This window comes from Saccharopolyspora terrae (genome assembly GCF_004348435.1).
GTDB lineage: Bacteria > Actinomycetota > Actinomycetes > Mycobacteriales > Pseudonocardiaceae > Saccharopolyspora > Saccharopolyspora endophytica.
In genome coordinates this window covers 75,796-95,839 of sequence record NZ_SMKS01000011.1, presented here as the reverse complement: position 1 = coordinate 95,839, position 20,044 = coordinate 75,796, and the positions used below count along the sequence as shown (strand labels likewise).

Genomic DNA, 20,044 nt, shown 5'->3' with positions numbered 1-20,044 from the left:
TCCGCTACGAAGCGCCAGCCCCGGCTGCGCCGACCAGCGCGCGCCTGCTACCAAAGGCGAGGAAAGATCATGTTCCGCCACGGGCTTCGGGAAAGGACCGGTCCCACAGATGTCGACGACCGACGACGGCACGGACGCACGCAAGATCGATCGCGGGGAGACCACCGGTGGATGCCCGGTGAGCCGGGATGCCGACGGCGTGTGGCGAGTTCGCGGTCACGCCGCCGCCCGCGCGGCCCTGCGCAGCACCGACACGGTCCAGGCCGGTCTCGGCGTGGAGACCGTGGAGAAGATGCCCGCCAAGATCCGCCGCCCGGTCCTCTACCGGGACGGCCCGGAGCACCGCGAGCACCGCCGCCAGACGGCGAAGTACTTCACTCCCCGCAAGGTCGACGAGTCCTACCGGGGGATCATGGAGCGGGTCAGCGACGAGCAGCTGGCCAAGCTCACCACCAACGGGACCGCCGTTCTCTCGGAGCTGAGCTTCGAGCTGGCGATCGGCGTGGCGTGCGCGGTGATCGGGCTGACCGAGAGCCGTCCGGGACTGGCGGGACGCCTGGAGCGGTTCTTCCCGGAGGAGTTCGGCGAACCGGGTTTCACCAGCCTGCACGGCTTGTACTGGGTGTGGCGGCAGGCGGTGAACTGGGGCGGCATCTACTTCGCCGACGTGCTGCCCGCGGTGCGCGCCCGGCGCAAGCAGCCGCAGGACGATCTCATCTCGCACCTGCTGGCCGACGGTTGCTCGTCGGCGGAGATCCTCGGCGAGTGCATCACGGTCGCGGCGGCGGGCATGGTCACGACCCGCGAGTTCGTGAATCTGGCCGCCTGGCACCTGTTCACCGATGACGCCCTGCGCGAGCGCTACGTCAACGCCGAGGAGTCCGAGCGGCTGGCGATCCTGCACGAGTTCCTGCGGCTGGAGCCGGTGGTCGCGCACCTGATGCGCCGCACCACCGCCCCGGTGGAGCTGCCCGGCGAGGACGGCCAGACGCACACCGTTCCGGCAGGCGAGGTCATCGACATCGACGTGACCAGCACCAACGCCGACGAGGCCGCGTTCGGCGAGAAGCCGCTGCAGGTGTGCCCGCACCGCGAGCTCACCGACGCGACGGCGCCGGGGCTGTCGTTCAGCGACGGCCCGCACCGCTGCCCGGGCAACACCATCGCCATCCAGGAGACCGACGTGTTCCTGACCCGGCTGTTCGCCCTCCCCGGTGTGCGCTTGCAGACCCCGCCGCGCGTGTCGTTCAACGACGCGATCGGCGGCTACGAGCTCCGCGGCATGGTCGTGGCCGTCGGAGAGTGACCGCACCCCGGCGTGCGGGGGTCGTTCGAACACTTCCCAGGGGTGGAGCGCGCTTTCGGCTTCAGCAAGTCCGAAGGCGCGCTGACCGCTCGCTCGGTTCGCACCCCGACGGCGTTGCGCGAGATCGGCAGCATCGCGTCCTTGCCGACGGGGTCCGCACCGGCCACACCATCGCGGTCAGGGCTCAGTTGCCCGGCTTTCCGCGGATCACAGCCCGAACGCTCCGCCTTCGATCAGGATCACCAGGCCGATGCCGATCAGGACCACGGGCAGCACGATGTGACCCCAGCGCGACAGGGAGCGGGCGATCACCGGCCGGGTGGCGAAGTACCGCCCTGCGGCACACCACACGGCCACCAGCAGCAGGAACACGACCGCGAACACGGCCGGCCCGCCTGAGCCGGCGGTGGCGAACACCGGGACGTAGACCCCGATGTTGTCCCCGCCGTTGGCGAGCGTGACCGCGGCGACCGCCCACGTCGTCGGGCCATCACCCGCGCTCGGGATCTCTCCCCCGTCTCCGTTCCGGCGTTCGCGCCACGCCGACCAACCGGCACGAATGCCCAGCAGCAGCGGAAGCAACCCGAGGTACGGCAGGACCGACTCGGGAAGCAGGCCCGCGCCGAGCGCACCGACGATCGCCGCGGCCAAGATCGCGCCGAAGCCCAGGAACTGCCCGGCCACGACCCGAACGGCACCCCCGGGACGACCAGCGGCCTGACCGAAGAACAGCGCCAGGATCACGATGTCGTCGATGTTGGTCACCGCGAACATGCCCACGGCCTGCCCGACCAGCGTCAGCTCCACCGCGACCTTCCCTCCGCATCCATCTGACGCGGCGACCCTACGTGGTCGACGGCAGGAATCACCCGAGCCGAGCGCGAGCTACCACGTCGTGCACGAGGAGCTCGACGGGAAGAGGGGCTTCCCCCCATCCCCGCGTCAGGCCTCCTGCCAGGTGAAGGTCGTGACGGCCCCGGCCCGGAGGGTGTGCTCGAAGCTCTGACTGCCGCTGCGGACCTGGAAGGTCTGCTCGGAGTCCGAGGCGTTCAGCGCCAGCAGGGCGAGGGAGCCGTCGACGTTGCGGAAGGCGACGGACTCGATGCCGTTGGGGTTGCTGGTCGATTCGACGCGCTGCGCACCGGGTTTCACGAACTTCGCGACGTGGCCGAGGACGTAGTACTCCTCGTTGTAGGTGACCTGCCCGTCGTCGGTGTTGACGGTGACCACGCCCCGGCAGTCGGAGCAGCCGTTGGTCGGGCCGTGGTTCTGGTCCAGCGCCACGTTCCACAGCGCGACGCCCTTGGCCCAGTTCCGGGTTCCGCCGATGACGAGGTTCTGCGTCTGCCACTTGAGGTTCTGGGCGAAGTCCGGCGACCAGTCACCACCGGAGCACTCGGTGAGCCAGATGCCCTTGTCCGGGTGCGCCTGCTGGAACTCGCTCTGCCCGGACACATCACCTTCGTAGCAGTGGAAGGCCGCGCCCGGGACGTACTGGCCCGCTTCCGGGTCGTCGACGACGATGCCCGGGTACTCGGGGTGCGACCAGTTGTGGTCCCACGCGAGCAGCTGGGTCTTCAGGCCGGATTCGGCGAACTTCGGGCCGATCTCGTCGCCGATCACCGCGGCCTGCTGCTCCGGGGACATGTGCATCGACGGGTATCCAGCGGAACCGTCACCGGATTCGGGGTGGTAGGGCTCGTTCTGGATGCTCAGGAAGTCCAGCGGCACACCGGCGTCGGAGTAGGCCTGGGCGGTCTTGACGAGGTAGTCGGCGAACACGCCGTGGCTCTCTGACTTGAGCTCACCGCCGTCGACGTTGTCGTTGGTCTTCATCCACGCCGGAGCGCTCCACGGCGTGCCCATCACCTTCAGATCCGGGTTGATCTGCTTGGCCTGCCGCAGGATCGGCAGGATGTAGGCCTCGTCGTGCCCGGTGGTGAAGTCTGAGAGGTCGCAGCAGGTGTCGTCGAAGGTGTAGTCGCCGGACTCGGCGGTGGCGAAGTCGCTGGCGCCCAACGGCTGCCGCACCATGCTCAACCCGATGCCGTCGGCTCCGAAGAGGTTGTTCATCACCTCATCGCGCGCGCCCTGGTCGAGGTTGTTGGCGACCAGGGAGGCCGAGGAGTCGGTGAAGGCGGCCCCGAACCCGTCGATGGTCTGGTAGGTCGTGGCCGGGTCCACGTCGATGATGGTCTGCGCGCTGCCCCCGGACCCGAACTCCTCGTCCTCCTGGCGTTCGAGGAGCTTGCTCTTGTCGCCGGTGGTCTCCCACACCTGCACGACCGGCGCGGCACCGCCGGGCGCGGTGCCCGCCGCCGTTCCCAGCAGCAGGGTGCCGGCGAGCAGCGCGGCGCGCCTGCGCCAGGGTCGGGTTCTCTTCATCGCGAGTTCCTCTCAACCGAGGGACGGGTGAACGACGGCATTGTTCGCCGAATTCCTCGTGAGCGCACATGGGAATTCCCATTTGATCCGGCATTCCGGCGAACGCGGCACGGCCTTTCGGGGCACCGTGTCGAACTTTCGCCAACATTCCCGTGATTCGCGTTCCCGGTGCTAGGTTCGGCAATCGCGACAAACCCGACCACACCGCGACGCCCCAGGACTGTATCGGTTCGGAGGTGTTCGACCAGCGCGGGAACTTCGAAATATTTCGGAATTCGACCCGCAGTCGCGCGAATGCCTTTCAGCACTGTGCTTTCTCAACGCGGAGGAGATGCGTTCATGACCTTCAGCAGACGGATGCGCGTGGCGGCGATCGGCGCCGCCCTCGCGTGCACGGCGGTGATCACCCCGACGGTGGCCGCTGCCGGCCCGACCTACCGCGACGCGTCCGCGCCGGTTCCCGACCGCGTCGAGGACCTGCTGTCGCGGATGTCGTTGCAGGACAAGATCGGTCAGATGACGCAGGCCGAGCGCGTCGCGGCGGACCCGCAGACCGCGGCCTCGTCGGCTCTGGGCTCGGTGCTCAGCGGCGGCGGCTCGGCCCCCGATCCCAACACCGCCGAGTCCTGGGCGGACATGTACGACGACTACCAGCGCGCGGCGACCGCCACCCCGCTGGGCATCCCGCTGATCTACGGCGTCGACGCGGTGCACGGGCACAACAACGTGCACGGCGCGACGATCTTCCCGCACAACATCGGCCTGGGCGCGGCCAACGACCCGAAGCTGACCGAGGACATCGGGCGCGCGACCGCCGAGGAGATCTCGGGCACCGGCATCGACTGGGACTTCGCCCCGTGCCTGTGCGTGGCCCGCAACGACCGCTGGGGCCGCACCTACGAGTCCTTCGGCGAGACCCCGGAGCGGCCCACCGCCCACGCCACGGCCATCAACGGCCTGCAGGGCGAAGCGCTCAACGCCCCCGGATCGGTGCTGGCCACGGCCAAGCACTACATCGGCGACGGCGGCACGACCGGCGGTGACGACCAGGGCAACACCGAGATCGACGAGCAGCAGCTGCGCCGCGTGCACCTGCCCCCGTTCCAGGAGGCCGTCAACCGGGACGTGGGTTCGGTGATGATCTCCTACAGCAGTTGGAACGGCCTGAAGCTGCACGCCCACTCGTACCTGGTCAACGACGTGCTCAAGGGCGAGCTGGGCTTCAAGGGCTTTGTGATCTCCGACTACGACGCGATCGACCAGATCGACGGCCAGCTGGGCTTCACCGCCGAGGAGGTCGCCACCGCGATCAACTCGGGCCTGGACATGATCATGGTGCCCAACGACTGGAAGAAGTTCACCGAGCTGCTGCGCGGCGAGGTGGAGAACGGGCACGTGCCGATGTCGCGCATCGACGACGCCAACCGGCGCATCCTCACCAAGAAGTTCGAGCTCGGCCTGTTCGAGAACCCCTACACCGACAGGCAGTTCACCGGCACGGTCGGCAGCCCTGAGCACCGCGCGCTCGCCCGCGACGCGGTCCGCAAATCGCAGGTGCTGCTGAAGAACGACGGTGGCCTGCTGCCGCTGCCCAAGGACGGCGGGAAGCTGTTCGTGGCGGGCAAGAACGCCGATGACATCGGCAACCAGTCGGGCGGCTGGACGATCAGCTGGCAGGGCGAGAGCGGCCCGATCACCCCGGGCACGACGATCCTGCAGGGCATCAAGGACGCGGCCAAGGGCTCGCAGGTCACCTACGACCGCTACGGCACGGGCATCGACAACAGCTACAGCGCCGCCATCGCGGTCGTCGGCGAAACCCCCTACGCCGAGGGCAAGGGCGACCGCCCGTCCGGCATGGGCCTGGACCAGGAGGACCAGGAGACGCTGAAGAAGCTGGAGGACAGCGGGGTTCCGGTCATCGCGGTCACGGTCTCGGGACGTCCGCTGGACATCGGCCAGGACCTGCCCAACTGGGACGCCCTGCTCGCCTCCTGGCTGCCGGGCACCGAAGGCGCGGGCGTCGCCGACGTCCTCTTCGGCGACTACAACCCCACCGGCACCCTACCGATGACCTGGATGAACTCCGCCGACCAACAACCCATCAACGACGGAGACGGCCAGAAACCCCTGTTCCCCTACGGCTTCGGCCTGCAGTACTGACCACGGAGGACTCCCCCGGGCACCGAGCGGTGGCCGGGGGAGTCCTCCCCTTCAGGTTCGCAGCGGCTGCAACCGTCCCGCGTGCTCGTCCGCGCGCTCACCCTCCACGGCGAGATGCGCGTCCAGATCCCACGACGACGTTGATCAGCTCACGTCAGGCCAACGGGTGGCGTCAGCGCACGAGCGCGGTGAGGATTTGCAGCCATGCGGCCCGCAGAATGAGGCGGGTTGCGCCGTCCCGGTCGTCGGCGGTTCGTTGCCGGCGGATGTTGGGCACCAGGGAATCCTCTTCAACTCCATCGGACCGGCCTCGTGAACGGCCGACCCGGGCTTTCGACGCCTGGCAAGACTCCGTTGTCTCGCCAGGCCACACACCCGGCCGAAGCGCGGCGTGCGCTGGATACCTTGGCGGTTACCTCGCGTTTACGCAAGAGATCATCACCGGCGAACACGCTCAGTTGATCGAAATTGCGCGTCTGACCTGGGATGATCGATGGAGAGTTGAGCCGATCGGGTGGAGCAGCGGCTGATGCTGCGAACGGCGGCTTGCGCTTCTAGGCGACCAGGAGGACGCGAATGCACTACCGGCATCTGGGCAGCAGCGGCTTGATCATCAGCGAGCTGGTGTACGGCAACTGGATCACGCACGGCTCCCAGGTCGAGGAGAACGCCGCCGTGGCCTGCGTGCGTGCCGCGCTGAACAACGGCATCACCAGCTTCGACACCGCCGACGTGTACGCGGGCGGCCGCGCCGAGGAGGTGCTGGGGCGGGCGCTGCGGTCCGAGCGCCGCGAGGGCCTGGAGATCTTCACGAAGGTCTACCACCCGATGGGCGAGGGCGAGAACGACCGCGGGCTGTCCCGCAAGCACATCATGGAGTCGATCGACAACTCGCTGCGCAGGCTGCAGACCGACTACGTCGATCTCTACCAGGCGCACCGCTACGACCGGGAGACGCCGCTGGAGGAGACGATGGAGGCCTTCGCCGACGTCGTCCGCAGCGGGAAGGCGCACTACATCGGGGTTTCCGAGTGGACAGCGGATCAGATCCGCGCGGGTCACGCGCTGGCGCGCGAGCTGCGGATCCCGCTGGTGTCCAACCAGCCGCAGTACTCGGCGCTGTGGCGGGTCATCGAGGGCGAGGTCGTCCCGGCGTCCCGCGAGCTGGGAATCGGGCAGATCGTGTTCTCCCCCATCGCCCAGGGCGTGCTGACCGGGAAGTACCGGCCCGGCGCCGAGCCGCCTGCCGGCTCGCGCGCCACCGACGAGCGCGGCTCGACGTTCGTGGCCCGCTACCTGCGCGACGAGGTCCTGGACCGCGTCCAGCAGCTCAAGCCGCTGGCCGAGGAAGCGGGGTTGTCGCTGGCCCAACTCGCGGTGGCGTGGGTGCTGCAGAACGACAACGTCTCGGCCGCCATCATCGGCGCCTCCCGGCCCGAGCAGGTGTCGGAGAACGCCGTCGCCGCAGGTGTGGAGCTGGACGGGGAGCTGGTGGCGAAGATGAACGACGTCCTCGCTCCGGTCGCGGTCACCGATCCGGGCAAGACCGCCGAGAACGCCCCGAAGTCCCGCAGCTGACCGACCACGTCGCCCTTCCGGGCGTGCCGACGAGCCCGTAACCTGCGAGCGTTGGACACGACCCGGGAGGGCGACGATGCGACCGGAACGCCTGGTGGACGCGGTGCTGTTCGACACCTTCGGCACCGTCGTCGACTGGAGGAGCGGCATCGCGCAGGCGGTGGCGGAGTTCTCCAGCGCCGTCGACCCGGACGAGTTCGCGCTGGCGTGGCGCGGCCGCTACCAACCGTCGATGGCCCCGGTTCGCAGCGGCGAGCGGGAGTTCGTCGACCTCGACGTCCTGCACCGCGAGAACCTCGAAGCCACCGCCGCCGAACTCGGACTCCCCCTCGACACCGCCGAACCGTCCGATGTGGACCGGCTCAACCGCGCGTGGCACCGCCTCCCCGCCTGGCCCGACAGCGTCCCCGGACTGACCGAGCTGAAGCGGCACTTCATCATCGGCCCGCTCTCCAACGGCCACACCGCTCTGCTGACCAACATGGCCAAGCACGCCGGGCTGCCGTGGGACGTGATCCTCGGCTCCGACCTGCTCGGCACCTACAAGCCCGACCCCCGCGCCTACCTCGGCGCAGCCGAGATCCTCCGCCTCCCTCCGGAACGCGTCATGCTCTGCGCGGCCCACAACACCGACCTGGAAGCGGCCCAGCAGGCAGGCCTCCGGACGGCGTTCATCCCACGCCCCACCGAGTACGGTCCGACCCAACGCCAAGACCTCCACGCCACGGGCCCGTGGGACGTCATCGCCCAGGACATCGTCGACCTCTCGGTCCAACTGCCCCAGCACGTGCCGGGCTGACCTCTCAGAGCAGGTCGAGAAGCGCTCGCAGGGCTGGGTTGTCGTTGGCGTGGCGCCAGAGGAGGTGGAGTTCGACTGGTTCTGGTTCCGGGAGGTGGATCGGGCGGAAGGTCACGCCCTCCAGGCGCAGTCGGGCTGCGGTGGCGGGGACCAGGGCGGAGCCGAGTCCTACCTGCACCAGGGCGAGGGCGGTGTGGATCTGGCTGACGTGCTGGACGTAGGTCGGTTGGACGTCGGCGTTGCCGAAGATCGTGACCAGCAGTTCGTGGAAGTAGCGGGCCTCGGTCGGTGAGTACATCACCATGTCCGCGCCGTGGAACCGCTTCAGCTCCAACGGTTCCGAGCCGTCGGCCAGCGGATGCCCCTCGGGCAGGGCCGCCAGCAGCGGTTCCGCGCGCAACCGGCGCGACGCCAGTTCCGGTCGTGCGGCCGGGGGTCTGGCCAGGCCGAGGTCGAGGGAACCGCCGGAGAGTCGTTCGACCTGGTCGCGGGTGACGAGTTCGTGCAGCACGACGTCCACGTGCGGCAGGTGTTCCCGCACCGTCGCCAGCACCCTGCCGAGTTCGCCGTACGCCGACGTCGCGGTGAAACCGACGCGGATCATCCCCGCCTGCCCGGCCGTCACCCGCCGCACCGACAGCGCCGCGTTCTCCGCCTCGCTGAGGAGCCGTCGCGCGTCCGGCAGGAAGGCACGTCCGGCCGGGGTCAGCCGCACCGTGCGGCTTGTGCGGTCGAACAGCTGGACCTTCAGCTCCTTCTCCAGCTGCTGGATCTGCCGCGTCAGCGGTGGCTGGGTCATGCGCAGTCGCTGCGCGGCGCGGCCGAAGTGCTGCTCCTCGGCCACCGCGACGAAACCGGCCAGGTGGGTCAGGGTGAACATCGATGCCGCCTCAGTATCGGTGACCGCCTCAGCAGGCCCGGTCCTGCATCAGTCGCTCACCCTACCGAGGCCGCGGCCGGAAACCGATTGTCAGACCGCCACTACCGCGGCGGCCACGGTCCCTGCTGTCCCGGCGGAGGCCCCGGCGGCTGCCCCGGACCCGGCTGTCCTGGCCACTGCTGACCAGGCGGCATTTGCTGACCGGGCGGCATCTGCTGCCCAGGCGGCATCGGCGGCTGCGGTCCCGGGTGGGGCGGATTCCCCGGCGCCTGGCCGGGATGCTGCGGAGGCTGGGGCTGCGACGGCGGCTGGATGCGCAGCTTGTGGGTCGGCATCTCGTTGAGCTGCTTGGGCAGCGTGAAGAAGCCCGACTGCTCGTTGCGGGCCCACGGAGCCGGTGCCGGCTGGGGCCTGCGGAGGAAGAACGCGTCCCGCGCCACGCGCATCAGACCGACGATCTGGTCCCGGCGGGTGAAGAACGCCTGCGGCTCGATCGTGCGGCGCTCGGCCTGGGAGTGCAGCAGCGCGAGTTCCGTCGCGGCGAGCTGGTAGTCGCCCATGGCCTGCGCCCCGACGTTGCCCGCCTGGGAGCGGGCCCAGTGCCGGGCCTGCCTGCGACCCCGCATGGTGCCGAGCATGTTCAGGTCGTTCTGGGCGACCAGACCGCTGGGGATGTAGGCGGGCAGGTACCGGCCGATGAGGTGCACCAGACGCCTGCGGTCGCGGATCAGGATGATCACCAGGACCAGCAGCACGACCGCTTCGACGATGTAGGCCAGGATCAGGCCGCCGAGCCCGAACAGCACCGACCCGCCGTTCCACAGCGCGTGCAGGAACACCGCCGCGCACCAACCGAAGAAGATCGCGAAGATCCGGCCGAAACCCCGGTGCGTGGCCGCGTAGGCGATGCCCAGGCCGGTCATCGCCGTGTACATCGGGTGCCCCAGCGGAGCCACCACGCCCCGGATCAGGACCGTGCCCCAGATCTCGCCGGGAACCGAGGCCAGGCCCTGCATGTAGTAGAGGACGTTCTCGACCAGTGCGAAGCCCAGTCCGCACAGACCCGCGTAGACGATGCCGTCGGTCGGGCCGTCGATCTCGTTGCGGCGGACCACCAGCAGGAACAGCAGCAGACCGCCCTTGAAGCTCTCCTCCACGACCGGCGCGATCACCGAAACGGTCAGCACCGTCGCCGTTTCCGGGCCGAAGACCACGGCCAGCACCGACTCGCCGACGGTGTTGACGATCAAGGCTCCCAGCAGCGCGACCCCCGCACCCCAGCCGAAGGCGACGAGCAGGTTCAGCCGGGGCTCCGGTTCCAGGCGGTCCACCAGCAGGAACAGCGCCACCAGCACGATCGCCGTCGGCAGCGCCAGGAGCATGCCGATCACGACGTTGCCCGGTGCGCCGGGGACCAGCAGGAAGTAGGACGCCAGGGCCAGCAGCATGCAGATGCCGGAGACCACCAGGCCGATGATCAGCGACACCGGCGCGCGGTTGGAGTTGCGGCCTTGCAGGACCGACTGCGGGCTCAGAGCGGACATGCCCGGCAGCGTAGGAGATGAACCCCGATCACGTCCGGTCAGCCCCGAAATTCACCGGGCCGACCGGACGTGCTTCACCGCCTCGACGATGAGTCCACAGAGGACGTCACAGCTCGCGTTCGGCCTGCGAGATCGAGTCGGTCAGGATCCGCAGCGCGTCGGTCGCTTCGGACTCGGTGAGCGTCATCGGCGGTGCCAGGCGCAGCACGTTGCCGTGCAGTCCGCCCTTGCCGATCAGTAGGCCGCGCTGCTTGGCCAGCTCCATCACCCGCGCGGCCGCCTCCGGCACCGGCTTCTTCCCGCCCGGCGCCACCAGCTCGACGCCGATCATCAGGCCCTTGCCGCGCACGTCGCCGATCAGCGCGCTGTCGTGCGCGCGAAGTCCTTGCAGCAGCTGGGAACCGAGCTTCGCGGCGTTGCCCTGCAGGTCGTGCGCGAGCAGGTACTCCAGCGCGGCGTGCGCACCACCGGTGGAGATCGGGTTGCCGCCGAAGGTGGAGATGGAGTTCGCGCCGATGTCGTCCATCAGGGACGCCTCGGCGACCAGACCGCCGATCGCCAGCCCGTTGCCGAGTCCCTTGGCGAAGGTCATCGCGTCCGGCGTGACGCCGTGCGCCTGGATGCCCCAGAAGTGCTCGCCGGTGCGCCCCCAGCCGGTCTGCACCTCGTCGGAGATGAGCAGGATGCCGTACTCGTCGAGCACCTCGGCGAACGCGCCCAGCAACCCGTCCGGCGGGGTGGCGAAGCCGCCGACGCCCTGGATCGGTTCGGCGATCATGCAGGCCACGTCACCGGCGGTGGTGGTCTCGATGACCTCGCGCAGGTCGTCGACGCAGGCCGCGATGTAGTCGGCGTCGGAGAACTCCGAGAACGGGCTGCGGTACCGGTAGCCGCCGTGCACGTAGCTGACCTTCACCGGCGACAGCGAGGTCGCCGACCAGCCCCGGTTGCCGGTCACGGCCAGCGTCGCGAAAGCCCTCCCGTGGTAGGAGTTGCGCAGCGCCAGGACCTGGTTGCTGCGGCGCTTCTGCGTCGCCAGCATCAGCGCTGTCTCGTTGGCCTCGGTGCCGGAGTTGGTGAAGAACACCTTCGGCTCGCGCAGCCCGGACAGCTCGGCGATGCGCTCGGCCAGCTCCACCTGCTGCCTGATCAGGTACAGCGTCGAGGTGTGCAGGACTCCGGTGTCGACCTGGCGGCGGATCGCATCGCTGATCTCGTCGATGTCGTAGCCGATGGCATTGGTGAGGATGCCGGCGAAGAAGTCCAGGTAGGTGTTGCCGTCGGCGTCGGTGACGTGCCGTCCCGAGCCGCTGACGATCTCGATCGGCTCCTGGTAGTACAGCGACAGCCAGTCCGGCAGCACGGCTTTGTGCCGAGCCAGCAGCGAATCCGACATGCTTCCTCCTGCTCTTGCGACCACGTTGCGGTCTGGCCAGTGTCCCGCGTCGAAGGCCTCCGGGCCATCACCCGCCGCCTGGTCGGCTACCCCCGATCACCGCTCGCGCACCGGGTGTAGCCTGTGCCCCGCCGGTCACGCCGCACCAGCACCTCCCCCCAGTAGCTGGCGCCGCGTGGCCGGCCCTATCAGCCCCACTCCCCGTGCTCAGCAGTCCGGACAGCCGCACCAGGGCAATCCCTTCGGGTGATCAGTTGGTCGTCCTCGCGCAATGTCACTAGGCCGAACGGGTCAACACGCCTAGCCTCGCGTCACGTGCTTCCTGCGGATGAGTCCCGTCCGCAGGAGGTGGCAGATGATCAACCGAGTCCACATCGCCCTGCCCGTCCGCGGTCTGCCGGGAGACCCGGTGGACACCAGCCTGCGGCCGGGCCGGGCACAACCACCGGGGGCGGCACTATGAGCGCAGTGGTCGCGGTGAGGTTCGCCGCGGGAGTGGTCGCCGAGTCGCGTCGCCAAACGCACCTCGCGGCCCAGCCGGAAGGACCGTTCCCAGCCGCGTGGCGCACGTTGTGCGGCATCCAGATCCCCTCGTACGTCGCCGAGGTGTCCGACCACCCGGCCGGGATGCCCTGCGTGCGGTGCATGTCGCGGCTGCCCGGCCCCGCCGAGCCGGAGCTCGAGCGGTGACTCAGCGCGCGATCGACAGCGACAGCGCGAACTCCGACGCGTCGTCCAGCCACCAGCTCCCCAGGTCGAAACCGGCGACCGCCAGCTCGTCGGCGATGCGATTACGCCGGAACTTCGCCGAGATCTCGGTGCGGATCTCCTCGCCCTCGGCGAAGTCGACGTCCAGCGCGAGCTCGCGCACCCGCACGTGCATCGCCCGCGTGGCGCGCAGCCGCATCTCGATCCACTCCTGATCGGTGTTCCAGCGCGCCACGTGCTCGAAGGAGTCCGCGTCGAAGTCCGCGCCGAGACGGTGGTTGAGCACCTTGAGCACGTTGCGGTTGAACTCGGCCGTCACGCCCCGGGCGTCGTCGTAGGCGCGGATCACCCGCGACGGCTCCTTGACCAGGTCGGTGCCCAGCAGCAGCCACTCCCCCGGTCGCATCGCGGCGTGCAGGGCGGCGAAGAACCCGGCGCGCTCCTCCGGCAGGAGGTTGCCGATCGTGCCGCCCAGGAACGCCACCAGCCGGTTCTCGCCGTGGTCGAGGCGGCCGGTGGTGAAGTCGTCGACGACTCCGGAGACCTCCAGATCCGGGTAGTCGGCCTCGATGGCGCCGACGGCTGACCGCAGTGCCGATTCGGAGACGTCCAGCGGCACGAACCGGCGCAGCGTGCCGTGCTTGCTCAGCGCGTCCAGCAGCAGCCGGGTCTTCTCCGACGAGCCGCAACCGAGCTCCACCAGCGTGGCGGCGTTGGTGAGCTCGGCGATGGTCAGCGCCGTCCGCCGCAGGATCTGGTGCTCGGCGCGGGTCTGGTAGTACTCGTCGAGCTCGGTGATGCGCTCGAAGAGCTCGCTGCCCGCCGCGTCGTAGAACCACTTGGGCGAAAGCCACTTCGGGTGGTCGGTGAGTCCTTCTCGGGCCTCGGCCCGCAGCTCGCGATCGGCGTCGGCTTCGGTGAAGCGCACGGTCAGCTCGGGAATTCGCACGAATCCTCCCCCAGGGAAACGACCTCGGTGTGTTCGGTGTCGGCGACCACCAGGCAGCGGTCGGGGATCTCGACCCATCGGGTTCCGCCCGGCTCAGCGGCCTGGCCGAACGGTTCGGAGGCGACGGTCACCGCATCGGGGTCCCGGCGCACCCACAGCGAGTGCGTCCAGGTGGTGGCCACGATCCGGGCGCCGTCGCCGAGCAGCAGGTTCAGCCGCGAATCGGGTGCCGCGGCGTGCACGTCGCGCACCAGCTCCGCCATCGCGGTCTCGGGCTCGGCACCATCGGCGAGACTCCTGCGCAGGAGCGCCCACAGCACGGCGGAATCGGTGGGCTGGGCGGTGAGCAGGTCGGCCGGGTCCAGCCGTGCGGCGAGCTTGGCCAGCGAGTCCGGCCAGCCGCCGACCTTGCCGTTGTGGCTGAACAGCCACCGGCCGTCGGTCAGCGGCGCGCACAGCTCGGGTCCCACCGGCATGCCGACGGTCGCCGACCGCACGGCCGCCACCACCGCCGACGCCCGCAGGTCCCGGGCCAGCCGGGGGAACGACGTGTCGGTCCACATCGCCGCGCCGTTGCGGTAGACGCCGGTGGTGCCGTCGTCGCGGAACCAGCCCGCGCCGAATCCGTCGGCGTTGACGGTCCCGCCGCCGCGCATGTCGTTCGGCGCCCAGGACTGCTCCAGCAGCGAGTGCGCCGGGTCGAGCAGCAGCTCGGCCAACGGCACGGGTGTTCCGAGGTAAGCCAGGTGCCTGCACATGCTCAGCGCTCGTCCGGGCTCGGGGTGCGGGCGCAGCGGAAGCCCGCGAAGATCTGCCGCCGGATCGGGAAGTCCCAGTTGCGGAAGGTGCCCCGACAGGCCGACCGGTCGGTGCCGAACGAGCCGCCCCGCAGCACCTTGTGGTCGGAGCCGAAGAACACCTCGGAGTACTCGCGGTACGGGAACGCCGCGAATCCCGGGTACGGCAGGAAATCGCTGGAGGTCCACTCCCACACGTCACCGATGAGTTGCCGCGCACCGCAGGGCGCCTCGCCCAGCGGGTAGGCCCCGGCGGGTGCGGGTTGCAGGTGCTGCTGGCCGAGGTTGGCGTGCACGGGCGTCGGATCCTCGTCGCCCCACGGGTACCGGCGGGAGCGCCCGGTGGCGGGGTCGTAGCGGGCGGCCTTCTCCCACTCGGACTCGGTGGGCAGCCGCTTGCCCGCCCAAGCGGCGTAGGCCTCGGCCTCGTAGAAGCTGACGTGCACCACGGCTTCCTCACCGGGCACCTCTTCGACGTGGCCGAAGCGCCGGCGCATCCAGCGCTCTCCGTCGCGGAACCAGAACCGGGGCGCTTCCAGGGAGGCCTTGTGCCGGTAGCGCTGTCCGGCTTCGCTCCACCACCGCGGATCGTGGTAGCCACCTGCGTCGATGAAGCGGGCGAACTCGGCGTTGGTGACCGGTGCGGTGTCCAGGTGGAAGGCGTCCACGTGCACTTCGTGGGCGGGACGTTCGTTGTCCAGCGCCCACGCCTCGGTGGAGGTGCCCATGGTGAAGGGTCCAGCCGGAACGAACACCTCGGCGGGCAGCGCGTCGGAGGAGCGCGGCGGCGGTTCGGCGGTGAGCGCGGGCGGGCCGTCGCGGAGCTGGTGAGTGGCCAGCATCGTCTCGTCGTGCTGCTGCTCGTGCTGCACGATCATGCCGAAGGCGAAAGCGCGCTCGACGAGCCTGCGGCCTTCCATCGGCGTCTCGTCGAGCAGGTCGAAGACCTTGTCGCGCACCGTCGCGATGTAGTCGCGGGCCTCGCGCGGGCCGAGCAGCGGCAGCTCGGGCCGGTCCGCGCGGCGGTGCTGGAAGGCGTCGTAGAGGTCGTCGATGTCGGGCCGGACGGCCTCGCGCCCGCCGACGTCGCGGACCAGCCACAGCTCCTCCTGGCTGCCGACGTGCGCGAGGTCCCAGACCAGCGGCGACATCAGCGGCGAGTGCTGCTTGACGAGCTCCTCGTCGTCGACGGCGTCGGTGAGCTGCGCGCTGCGCTGCCGCGTGCGGGCCAGTTCGACGGCGACGTGCTCGCGCAGGTCCTCGGTTCCCAGTTCTCGAAGGTCTTTCACCGTGCACCCCTCCGGTCGTGACGGGTTCAGCTCAGGCGCCGGGCGATGTGCTCGGCGAGTCGGTCGGACAGTCCGTCGCCCGTGCCGCCCAGCAGTCGGCAGGCCAGGTCGAAGATGTCGCGGGCGCAGCGGGCCAGCACGGGGTCGGCGAGGCCGAAGCGGGCGGCGTGCACCCATCGCCCGGCGGCGGGCGCGGCCATCACGGCCACCTTGTCCACGATGGACTCGTCGCCGAAGAGCACGGCGAGCGCGGCGGTGGGCAGCATCCAGTCGGTTCCGGATTGCGCGTCGAGGTAGCGCACCTCCAGGTACCCGTGGGCGCGGACCGGGGGGAACACCGTGGTCAGGTGGTAGTCGAGGTCTTCGCGGGTGGGCGGTTCGGGCAGACCACCGTGGATCCACTCGGCGAAGCTCAGGCCGCTGGGTGCCGACCAGTCCTCGCCCTCGCGGCGCCGGCAGACGACCGCCATGTCGAGCATCCGGCGCGCCCAGCCGCTGACCGGGTCGCCCTTGGTCGGGCCGGGCCTTGTGCGCGGCGGGTCGGTGTCGAGGAGCACGCGCGTGCGGGTGGAGGCCCAGCCGGTCTCCTCGCCGAACAACCGAGGCGAGTTGGCGAAGGCGGCGATCATGACCGGTCCGAGGGCGTGCAGCGCGTTCCAGCGCGCGGCGATCCGGTCCGGTTCACCGGCGTCGAGGCACACCTGCACTCCGGCGGTGCTGCACATCATCAGCCTGCCGTCCAGGCCGATGCGGTCGAACGCGGTCTCCATGGCTTGGTAGCGCGGCACGCGCAGGATCCGGTTCGGATGCCGGTAGGGGTCGGTTCCGCTGTCGCCCAGCGCCAGGTCCGCTCTGTCCAGCAGGCGGTGCAGGTGGTCGGCGTCGGCGGCCACGACGCTCAGCAGGGAGCGCAGCGATGTGGTGGGAAGACTGGAGATCTCGACCTGGCCACCAGGCTCAACGGTGAGCACGGAGCCGTTCGGCAGCGGTTGTTGCGGGCTGTCGGGAACCAGGGAGCGGGGTGCGTGCGGGCCGAGCGCGGCGATGAGCGTCGCGGCGTCGAGGGCACGTCCCGGATCAGATCGGTGGTGCACGGTCCATTCGAGTTCGACACCCAGCAGCCGGGGAGGTCCGTGCTTGAAGCACACCGACGCGACGTAGGCTTCCGCCTCCGCCCTGGTGCGCACTCGTGAGGTCGGGAACTCGCCGGTTGCAGGATCGGTCGATATCGCCAAGATGATCACCGCCCGTGATTGGCCGGTTACCGACGCTACCGGCAGCCCCCGACAGTCGCGACCCTTGTTCTGCGCTCGGGCACCTGTTAGAAGCGGCGCGAAACACCGCCCGATCCGGTGCAATTGCGCGCGAATCGGCTCGAAAAGCCAACAAAACGTACGTACGGATTGCGATGGCGAGGACTGTCCTGCCAGGATTCACGCCATGCCCCGGGTCAGCCAGGACCACTTGGACGCGCGACGCCGTCAGATCCTCGACGGTTCGCGGTCCTGCTTCGCGCGCTTCGGGTACGAGGGTGCCACCGTACGACGCCTCGAAGAAGCCACCGGCCTGTCCCGCGGCGCGATATTCCACCACTTCAAGGACAAGGAATCGCTGTTCCTCGCCTTGGCCGAGGACGACGCCGCGCGGATGGCCGACGTGGTCGCCGAGCAGGGCTTGGTGCAGGTGATGCGCAACCTGCTCGACGCCCCCTCCGGTGCCGAGGCGCAGGCGCTCGGCGCCGACTGGCTGGGCACCCGGCTGGAGGTCTCCCGCAGGCTGCGCACCGACACCGAGTTCCGGGACCGCTGGGCGCAGCGCTCCGAGCTGCTCACCGCCGCCACCCGGGCGCGTCTGCAGTGGCAGCACCGGTCCGGGAACCTGCGCGACGACGTCGACGTCGACGTGCTGACCGCCTACCTGGAGCTGGTCCTGGAAGGACTGGTCTCGCACCTGGCGATGGGACTGCCGGCCAAGCACCTGGGCTCGGTGCTCGACGTCGTCGAGGAGAGCGTGCGACGGCACCGCGGCCGGTGATCCAACAGCACGGGCACCGTTCGGCGTAATCTCACGCCAACGACAGCTGAGGCGAAGGAGAACCCGCGGCATGGGCAGCGAGTGGTGGAACCGCTTCCTCGCTTCCGATCCGTCGTTGCGGAGATTGCGCACCGCCGTGCGCGTCACCCTCGCCGTGGCGCTGACGCTGGCCACCGCGGTGCCGCTGCTGGCCTGGTGGGGCCAGCCGCTGCCGAGCGCCATGATCGGCGCGGTCGTGGCCATCAACGGCTCGCTCGGCGTCAACGATCCGGACCGGCGCGGCCAGGCCATCACCTACGCGCTGCTGCCGCTGCCGGTGCTGGCGGCCCTCGGTCTGGCGATCGCCACCCAGTTCTCGCCGCCGCTGCACAGCGGGGTCTTCCTGCTGGTCATCTTCGTGGCCGTGTACGTGCGCAGGTTCGGCCCGCGGTACTTCCCGCTGGGCATGGTCGCGTTCATGGGCTACTTCTTCGCGATGTTCCTGCGCCCGCAGCTCGCGCAGTTCCCCGCGCTGGTCGCGGCGGTGCTCATCGGCACGATCATGGCCGCCGCCCTGCGGTTCCTGGTGCTGCGCGACGATCCCGAAGGAGTGCTGGCGCGCGGCCGCCGCACGCTGCGCGCCCAGGTGCACGGGCTGCTGCACGCGGTGCGCGACGTCGCCGACCAACCGACGTCCGCAGGCCGGCGGCGCAAGCTGCACAACCGCTCGACTCGGCTGAACGAGACCTCGCTGATGCTGCAGACCACGGTCGGCCGGATGGACGAGCTCTCCGAGTCCGGCCGCGACGTGCTCCGGCAGCGGATCCTGGACGTGGAGCTGGCCGCGGAGAACCTGGTGACGCGGCTGCTGCGACTGGTCGACCACCCCAGCGGTGGTGGTGCCGTGCCGCACGCGGTCGGCGCGCTGCTGTCGGTGCTGGAGAGCCGCCCGCGCGAGATCCGGGAGGCCACCCGGCGGGTGTCCGAGCAGATCGAGGACCGCGGGTCGGTCGACCTGGCGATGGCGGTCCGCAGGCTCGGCACCGAACTGGCCGAGCTCGCCGAAGCGGCCGGTGAGCTGGGCGAGCAGCGGGACGAACCGGACAGCGCGGCCGAGGAGGACACCGAGGAGTCCGGCGAGGAGCAGACCGGGCTGGCCCGACCGGAGCTGCGCACCGCCATCCAGGTCACCGTGGCCGCGGGCCTGGCGATCGTGCTCGGCCAGCTCGTCTCACCGAACCGCTGGTACTGGGCGGTGATCACCGCGTTCGTGGTGTTCATCAGCGCCAACAGCCGCGGCGAGCTGCTGGTGCGCGCCTGGCAGCGCACGGCGGGCACCATCCTCGGCGTGCTGGCCGGCATCGTGGTCGCCGCACAGGTCAGCGGGGACCTCACCGCCGAGCTGTCGGTGATCCTGCTGTGCGTGTTCCTGGCGTTCTACTTCGTCGGCTACTCCTACGCCGCGATGACCTTCTTCATCACCACCCTGCTCGGAGCGCTGTACGGGATGCTCGGCACCTTCGACGCCTCGGTGCTGGAGACGCGCCTGGCCGAGACCGCGGTCGGGGCGCTGGCCGGGGTGCTGGCGGCGGTGTTCGTGCTGCCCACCCGAACCCGCGAGCTGGTCCGCACCAACACCGGCGAGTTCCTCAAGGCGTTGCGGGACTTCCTGCGCAGCACCGGGACCGAGCTCAGCGAGCAGGGCACGGCCTCGGGCCTGCAGGAACCCACGCGCGCGCTCGACGACGCGCTGCAGCAGGTGCTCACCAGCGCGAACCCGCTCACGGCCTACCGGTTCCGGTCCCGGCGCAGCCAGGTGCAGCGCACGGCCACCAAGCTCAGCGGCTGCGCCTACTACGTCCGCAACCTCTCGGTGGCGCTGGGCGACACCGCCGAGATGGTCGACGCCGACACCCGCGAGCGGCTGGCCGAGCAGCTGTGGGCGCTGGCCGACGCCGCCGAGTCCCTCACCGATGAGGGGCAGGTCCCGTTCGAGGAGGCGATCGCGGCGGCGCACCGACGCTCCGACGAGCTGCACGACCTGGCCGAATCGCTCACCGACGGACCGACGTCGTTGCACCGCAGCATCCGGTGGCTGGACCGCACGACCCAGGTCCTCGACGAGCTGCCGCGCGAGCTGGGCACCGACGCTCACCTGGCCGGGCGAAGCTGACATCCCCTTCCGGCGACACGGCACTGAGTCCGTAGGTCGCCACCGCCGCCGCTCCTACGCTGCG

General features: G+C 70.1%; 16 protein-coding genes. 7 read left to right on the top strand and 9 right to left on the bottom strand.

The window, feature by feature from the left end; translation table 11 throughout:
• Positions 1-109 precede the first annotated feature (109 nt).
• Positions 110-1,306: a cytochrome P450 gene (locus tag E1181_RS09920; protein WP_132673679.1), complete on the top strand. Its 1,197-nt coding sequence runs from the start codon at positions 110-112 to the stop codon at positions 1,304-1,306.
• Positions 1,307-1,513: 207 nt separating this feature from the next.
• On the opposite strand, the gene E1181_RS09915 is transcribed toward E1181_RS09920, so the two are convergent.
• Both E1181_RS09915 and E1181_RS09910 read right to left on the bottom strand, forming a co-directional pair.
• A complete protein-coding gene (locus tag E1181_RS09915) occupies positions 1,514-2,113 on the bottom strand; it encodes a cadmium resistance transporter (protein WP_132673678.1) in 600 nt (199 codons plus the stop codon).
• Between the two features lie 135 nt (positions 2,114-2,248).
• Positions 2,249-3,691 (bottom strand): glycoside hydrolase family 30 protein, encoded by a 1,443-nt coding sequence (locus E1181_RS09910; RefSeq protein ID WP_132673677.1) that lies wholly within the window; start codon positions 3,689-3,691, stop codon positions 2,249-2,251.
• A gap of 339 nt (positions 3,692-4,030) precedes the next feature.
• Here E1181_RS09910 and E1181_RS09905 point away from each other — a divergent pair, with 339 nt between their 5' ends.
• From E1181_RS09905 to E1181_RS09895, 3 genes are all read left to right on the top strand, one after another.
• Positions 4,031-5,854 (top strand): glycoside hydrolase family 3 protein, encoded by a 1,824-nt coding sequence (locus E1181_RS09905; protein WP_132673676.1) that lies wholly within the window; start codon positions 4,031-4,033, stop codon positions 5,852-5,854.
• A 576-nt stretch (positions 5,855-6,430) separates the two neighbouring features.
• Entirely contained in the window at positions 6,431-7,432 is a 1,002-nt protein-coding gene (locus E1181_RS09900; protein WP_132673675.1) for an aldo/keto reductase family protein, read from the top strand.
• A 76-nt stretch (positions 7,433-7,508) separates the two neighbouring features.
• Positions 7,509-8,231 (top strand): haloacid dehalogenase type II, encoded by a 723-nt coding sequence (locus tag E1181_RS09895; RefSeq protein ID WP_132673674.1) that lies wholly within the window; start codon positions 7,509-7,511, stop codon positions 8,229-8,231.
• 4 nt (positions 8,232-8,235) lie between these two features.
• Here the strand turns inward: E1181_RS09895 and E1181_RS09890 are convergent, their stop codons facing one another.
• The 3 genes from E1181_RS09890 to E1181_RS09880 form a co-directional block, all read right to left on the bottom strand.
• On the bottom strand, positions 8,236-9,111 hold the full coding sequence (locus E1181_RS09890) for a LysR substrate-binding domain-containing protein (protein WP_132673673.1): 876 nt from the start codon (positions 9,109-9,111) through the stop codon (positions 8,236-8,238).
• 101 nt (positions 9,112-9,212) lie between these two features.
• A complete protein-coding gene (locus tag E1181_RS09885; protein WP_132673672.1) occupies positions 9,213-10,655 on the bottom strand; it encodes a PrsW family intramembrane metalloprotease in 1,443 nt (480 codons plus the stop codon).
• Positions 10,656-10,761: 106 nt separating this feature from the next.
• The gene (locus E1181_RS09880) at positions 10,762-12,051 is read right to left on the bottom strand and encodes an aspartate aminotransferase family protein (protein ID WP_132673671.1); all 1,290 of its coding nucleotides are present in this window, start codon (positions 12,049-12,051) and stop codon (positions 10,762-10,764) included.
• Positions 12,052-12,510: 459 nt separating this feature from the next.
• Between E1181_RS09880 and E1181_RS09875 the strand changes: the two genes are divergently transcribed.
• A complete protein-coding gene (locus E1181_RS09875; protein ID WP_132673670.1) occupies positions 12,511-12,741 on the top strand; it encodes a hypothetical protein in 231 nt (76 codons plus the stop codon).
• Position 12,742: 1 nt separating this feature from the next.
• On the opposite strand, the gene egtD is transcribed toward E1181_RS09875, so the two are convergent.
• From egtD to egtA, 4 genes are read right to left on the bottom strand one after another with little or no spacing between them, the layout of a single operon-like run.
• On the bottom strand, positions 12,743-13,708 hold the full coding sequence (egtD, locus tag E1181_RS09870; RefSeq protein WP_132673669.1) for an L-histidine N(alpha)-methyltransferase: 966 nt from the start codon (positions 13,706-13,708) through the stop codon (positions 12,743-12,745).
• Complete coding sequence (gene egtC / locus E1181_RS09865; RefSeq protein ID WP_132673668.1) at positions 13,690-14,466, bottom strand: ergothioneine biosynthesis protein EgtC; 777 nt, start codon at positions 14,464-14,466, stop codon at positions 13,690-13,692. The genes egtD and egtC overlap by 19 nt, the downstream gene beginning before the upstream one ends.
• 2 nt (positions 14,467-14,468) lie before the next feature.
• Positions 14,469-15,794: an ergothioneine biosynthesis protein EgtB gene (gene egtB, locus E1181_RS09860; protein WP_132673667.1), complete on the bottom strand. Its 1,326-nt coding sequence runs from the start codon at positions 15,792-15,794 to the stop codon at positions 14,469-14,471.
• 26 nt (positions 15,795-15,820) lie between these two features.
• Entirely contained in the window at positions 15,821-16,981 is a 1,161-nt protein-coding gene (gene egtA, locus E1181_RS09855; RefSeq protein WP_235876656.1) for an ergothioneine biosynthesis glutamate--cysteine ligase EgtA, read from the bottom strand.
• A gap of 253 nt (positions 16,982-17,234) precedes the next feature.
• Here egtA and E1181_RS09850 point away from each other — a divergent pair, with 253 nt between their 5' ends.
• Positions 17,235-17,828, top strand: a complete 594-nt coding sequence (locus E1181_RS09850) for a TetR/AcrR family transcriptional regulator (RefSeq protein ID WP_132673665.1) — start codon at positions 17,235-17,237, stop codon at positions 17,826-17,828.
• 70 nt (positions 17,829-17,898) lie between these two features.
• On the top strand, positions 17,899-19,980 hold the full coding sequence (locus tag E1181_RS09845) for an FUSC family protein (protein WP_132673664.1): 2,082 nt from the start codon (positions 17,899-17,901) through the stop codon (positions 19,978-19,980).
• Positions 19,981-20,044 lie beyond the last annotated feature (64 nt).

Bases quoted from the DNA above. Each gene is read 5' to 3' on its own strand.
- E1181_RS09900 (WP_132673675.1), top strand. From the start codon at position 6,431: ATGCACTACCGGCATCTGGGCAGCAGCGGCTTGATCATCAGCGAGCTG.
- E1181_RS09845 (WP_132673664.1), top strand. From the start codon at position 17,899: ATGGGCAGCGAGTGGTGGAACCGCTTCCTCGCTTCCGATCCGTCGTTG.
- egtC (WP_132673668.1), bottom strand. From the start codon at position 14,466: ATGTGCAGGCACCTGGCTTACCTCGGAACACCCGTGCCGTTGGCCGAG.
- E1181_RS09875 (WP_132673670.1), top strand. From the start codon at position 12,511: ATGAGCGCAGTGGTCGCGGTGAGGTTCGCCGCGGGAGTGGTCGCCGAG.
- E1181_RS09895 (WP_132673674.1), top strand. From the start codon at position 7,509: ATGCGACCGGAACGCCTGGTGGACGCGGTGCTGTTCGACACCTTCGGC.
- E1181_RS09920 (WP_132673679.1), top strand. From the start codon at position 110: ATGTCGACGACCGACGACGGCACGGACGCACGCAAGATCGATCGCGGG.
- E1181_RS09850 (WP_132673665.1), top strand. From the start codon at position 17,235: ATGCCCCGGGTCAGCCAGGACCACTTGGACGCGCGACGCCGTCAGATC.
- E1181_RS09890 (WP_132673673.1), bottom strand. From the start codon at position 9,111: ATGTTCACCCTGACCCACCTGGCCGGTTTCGTCGCGGTGGCCGAGGAG.
- E1181_RS09885 (WP_132673672.1), bottom strand. From the start codon at position 10,655: ATGTCCGCTCTGAGCCCGCAGTCGGTCCTGCAAGGCCGCAACTCCAAC.
- E1181_RS09910 (WP_132673677.1), bottom strand. From the start codon at position 3,691: ATGAAGAGAACCCGACCCTGGCGCAGGCGCGCCGCGCTGCTCGCCGGC.
- E1181_RS09880 (WP_132673671.1), bottom strand. From the start codon at position 12,051: ATGTCGGATTCGCTGCTGGCTCGGCACAAAGCCGTGCTGCCGGACTGG.
- E1181_RS09905 (WP_132673676.1), top strand. From the start codon at position 4,031: ATGACCTTCAGCAGACGGATGCGCGTGGCGGCGATCGGCGCCGCCCTC.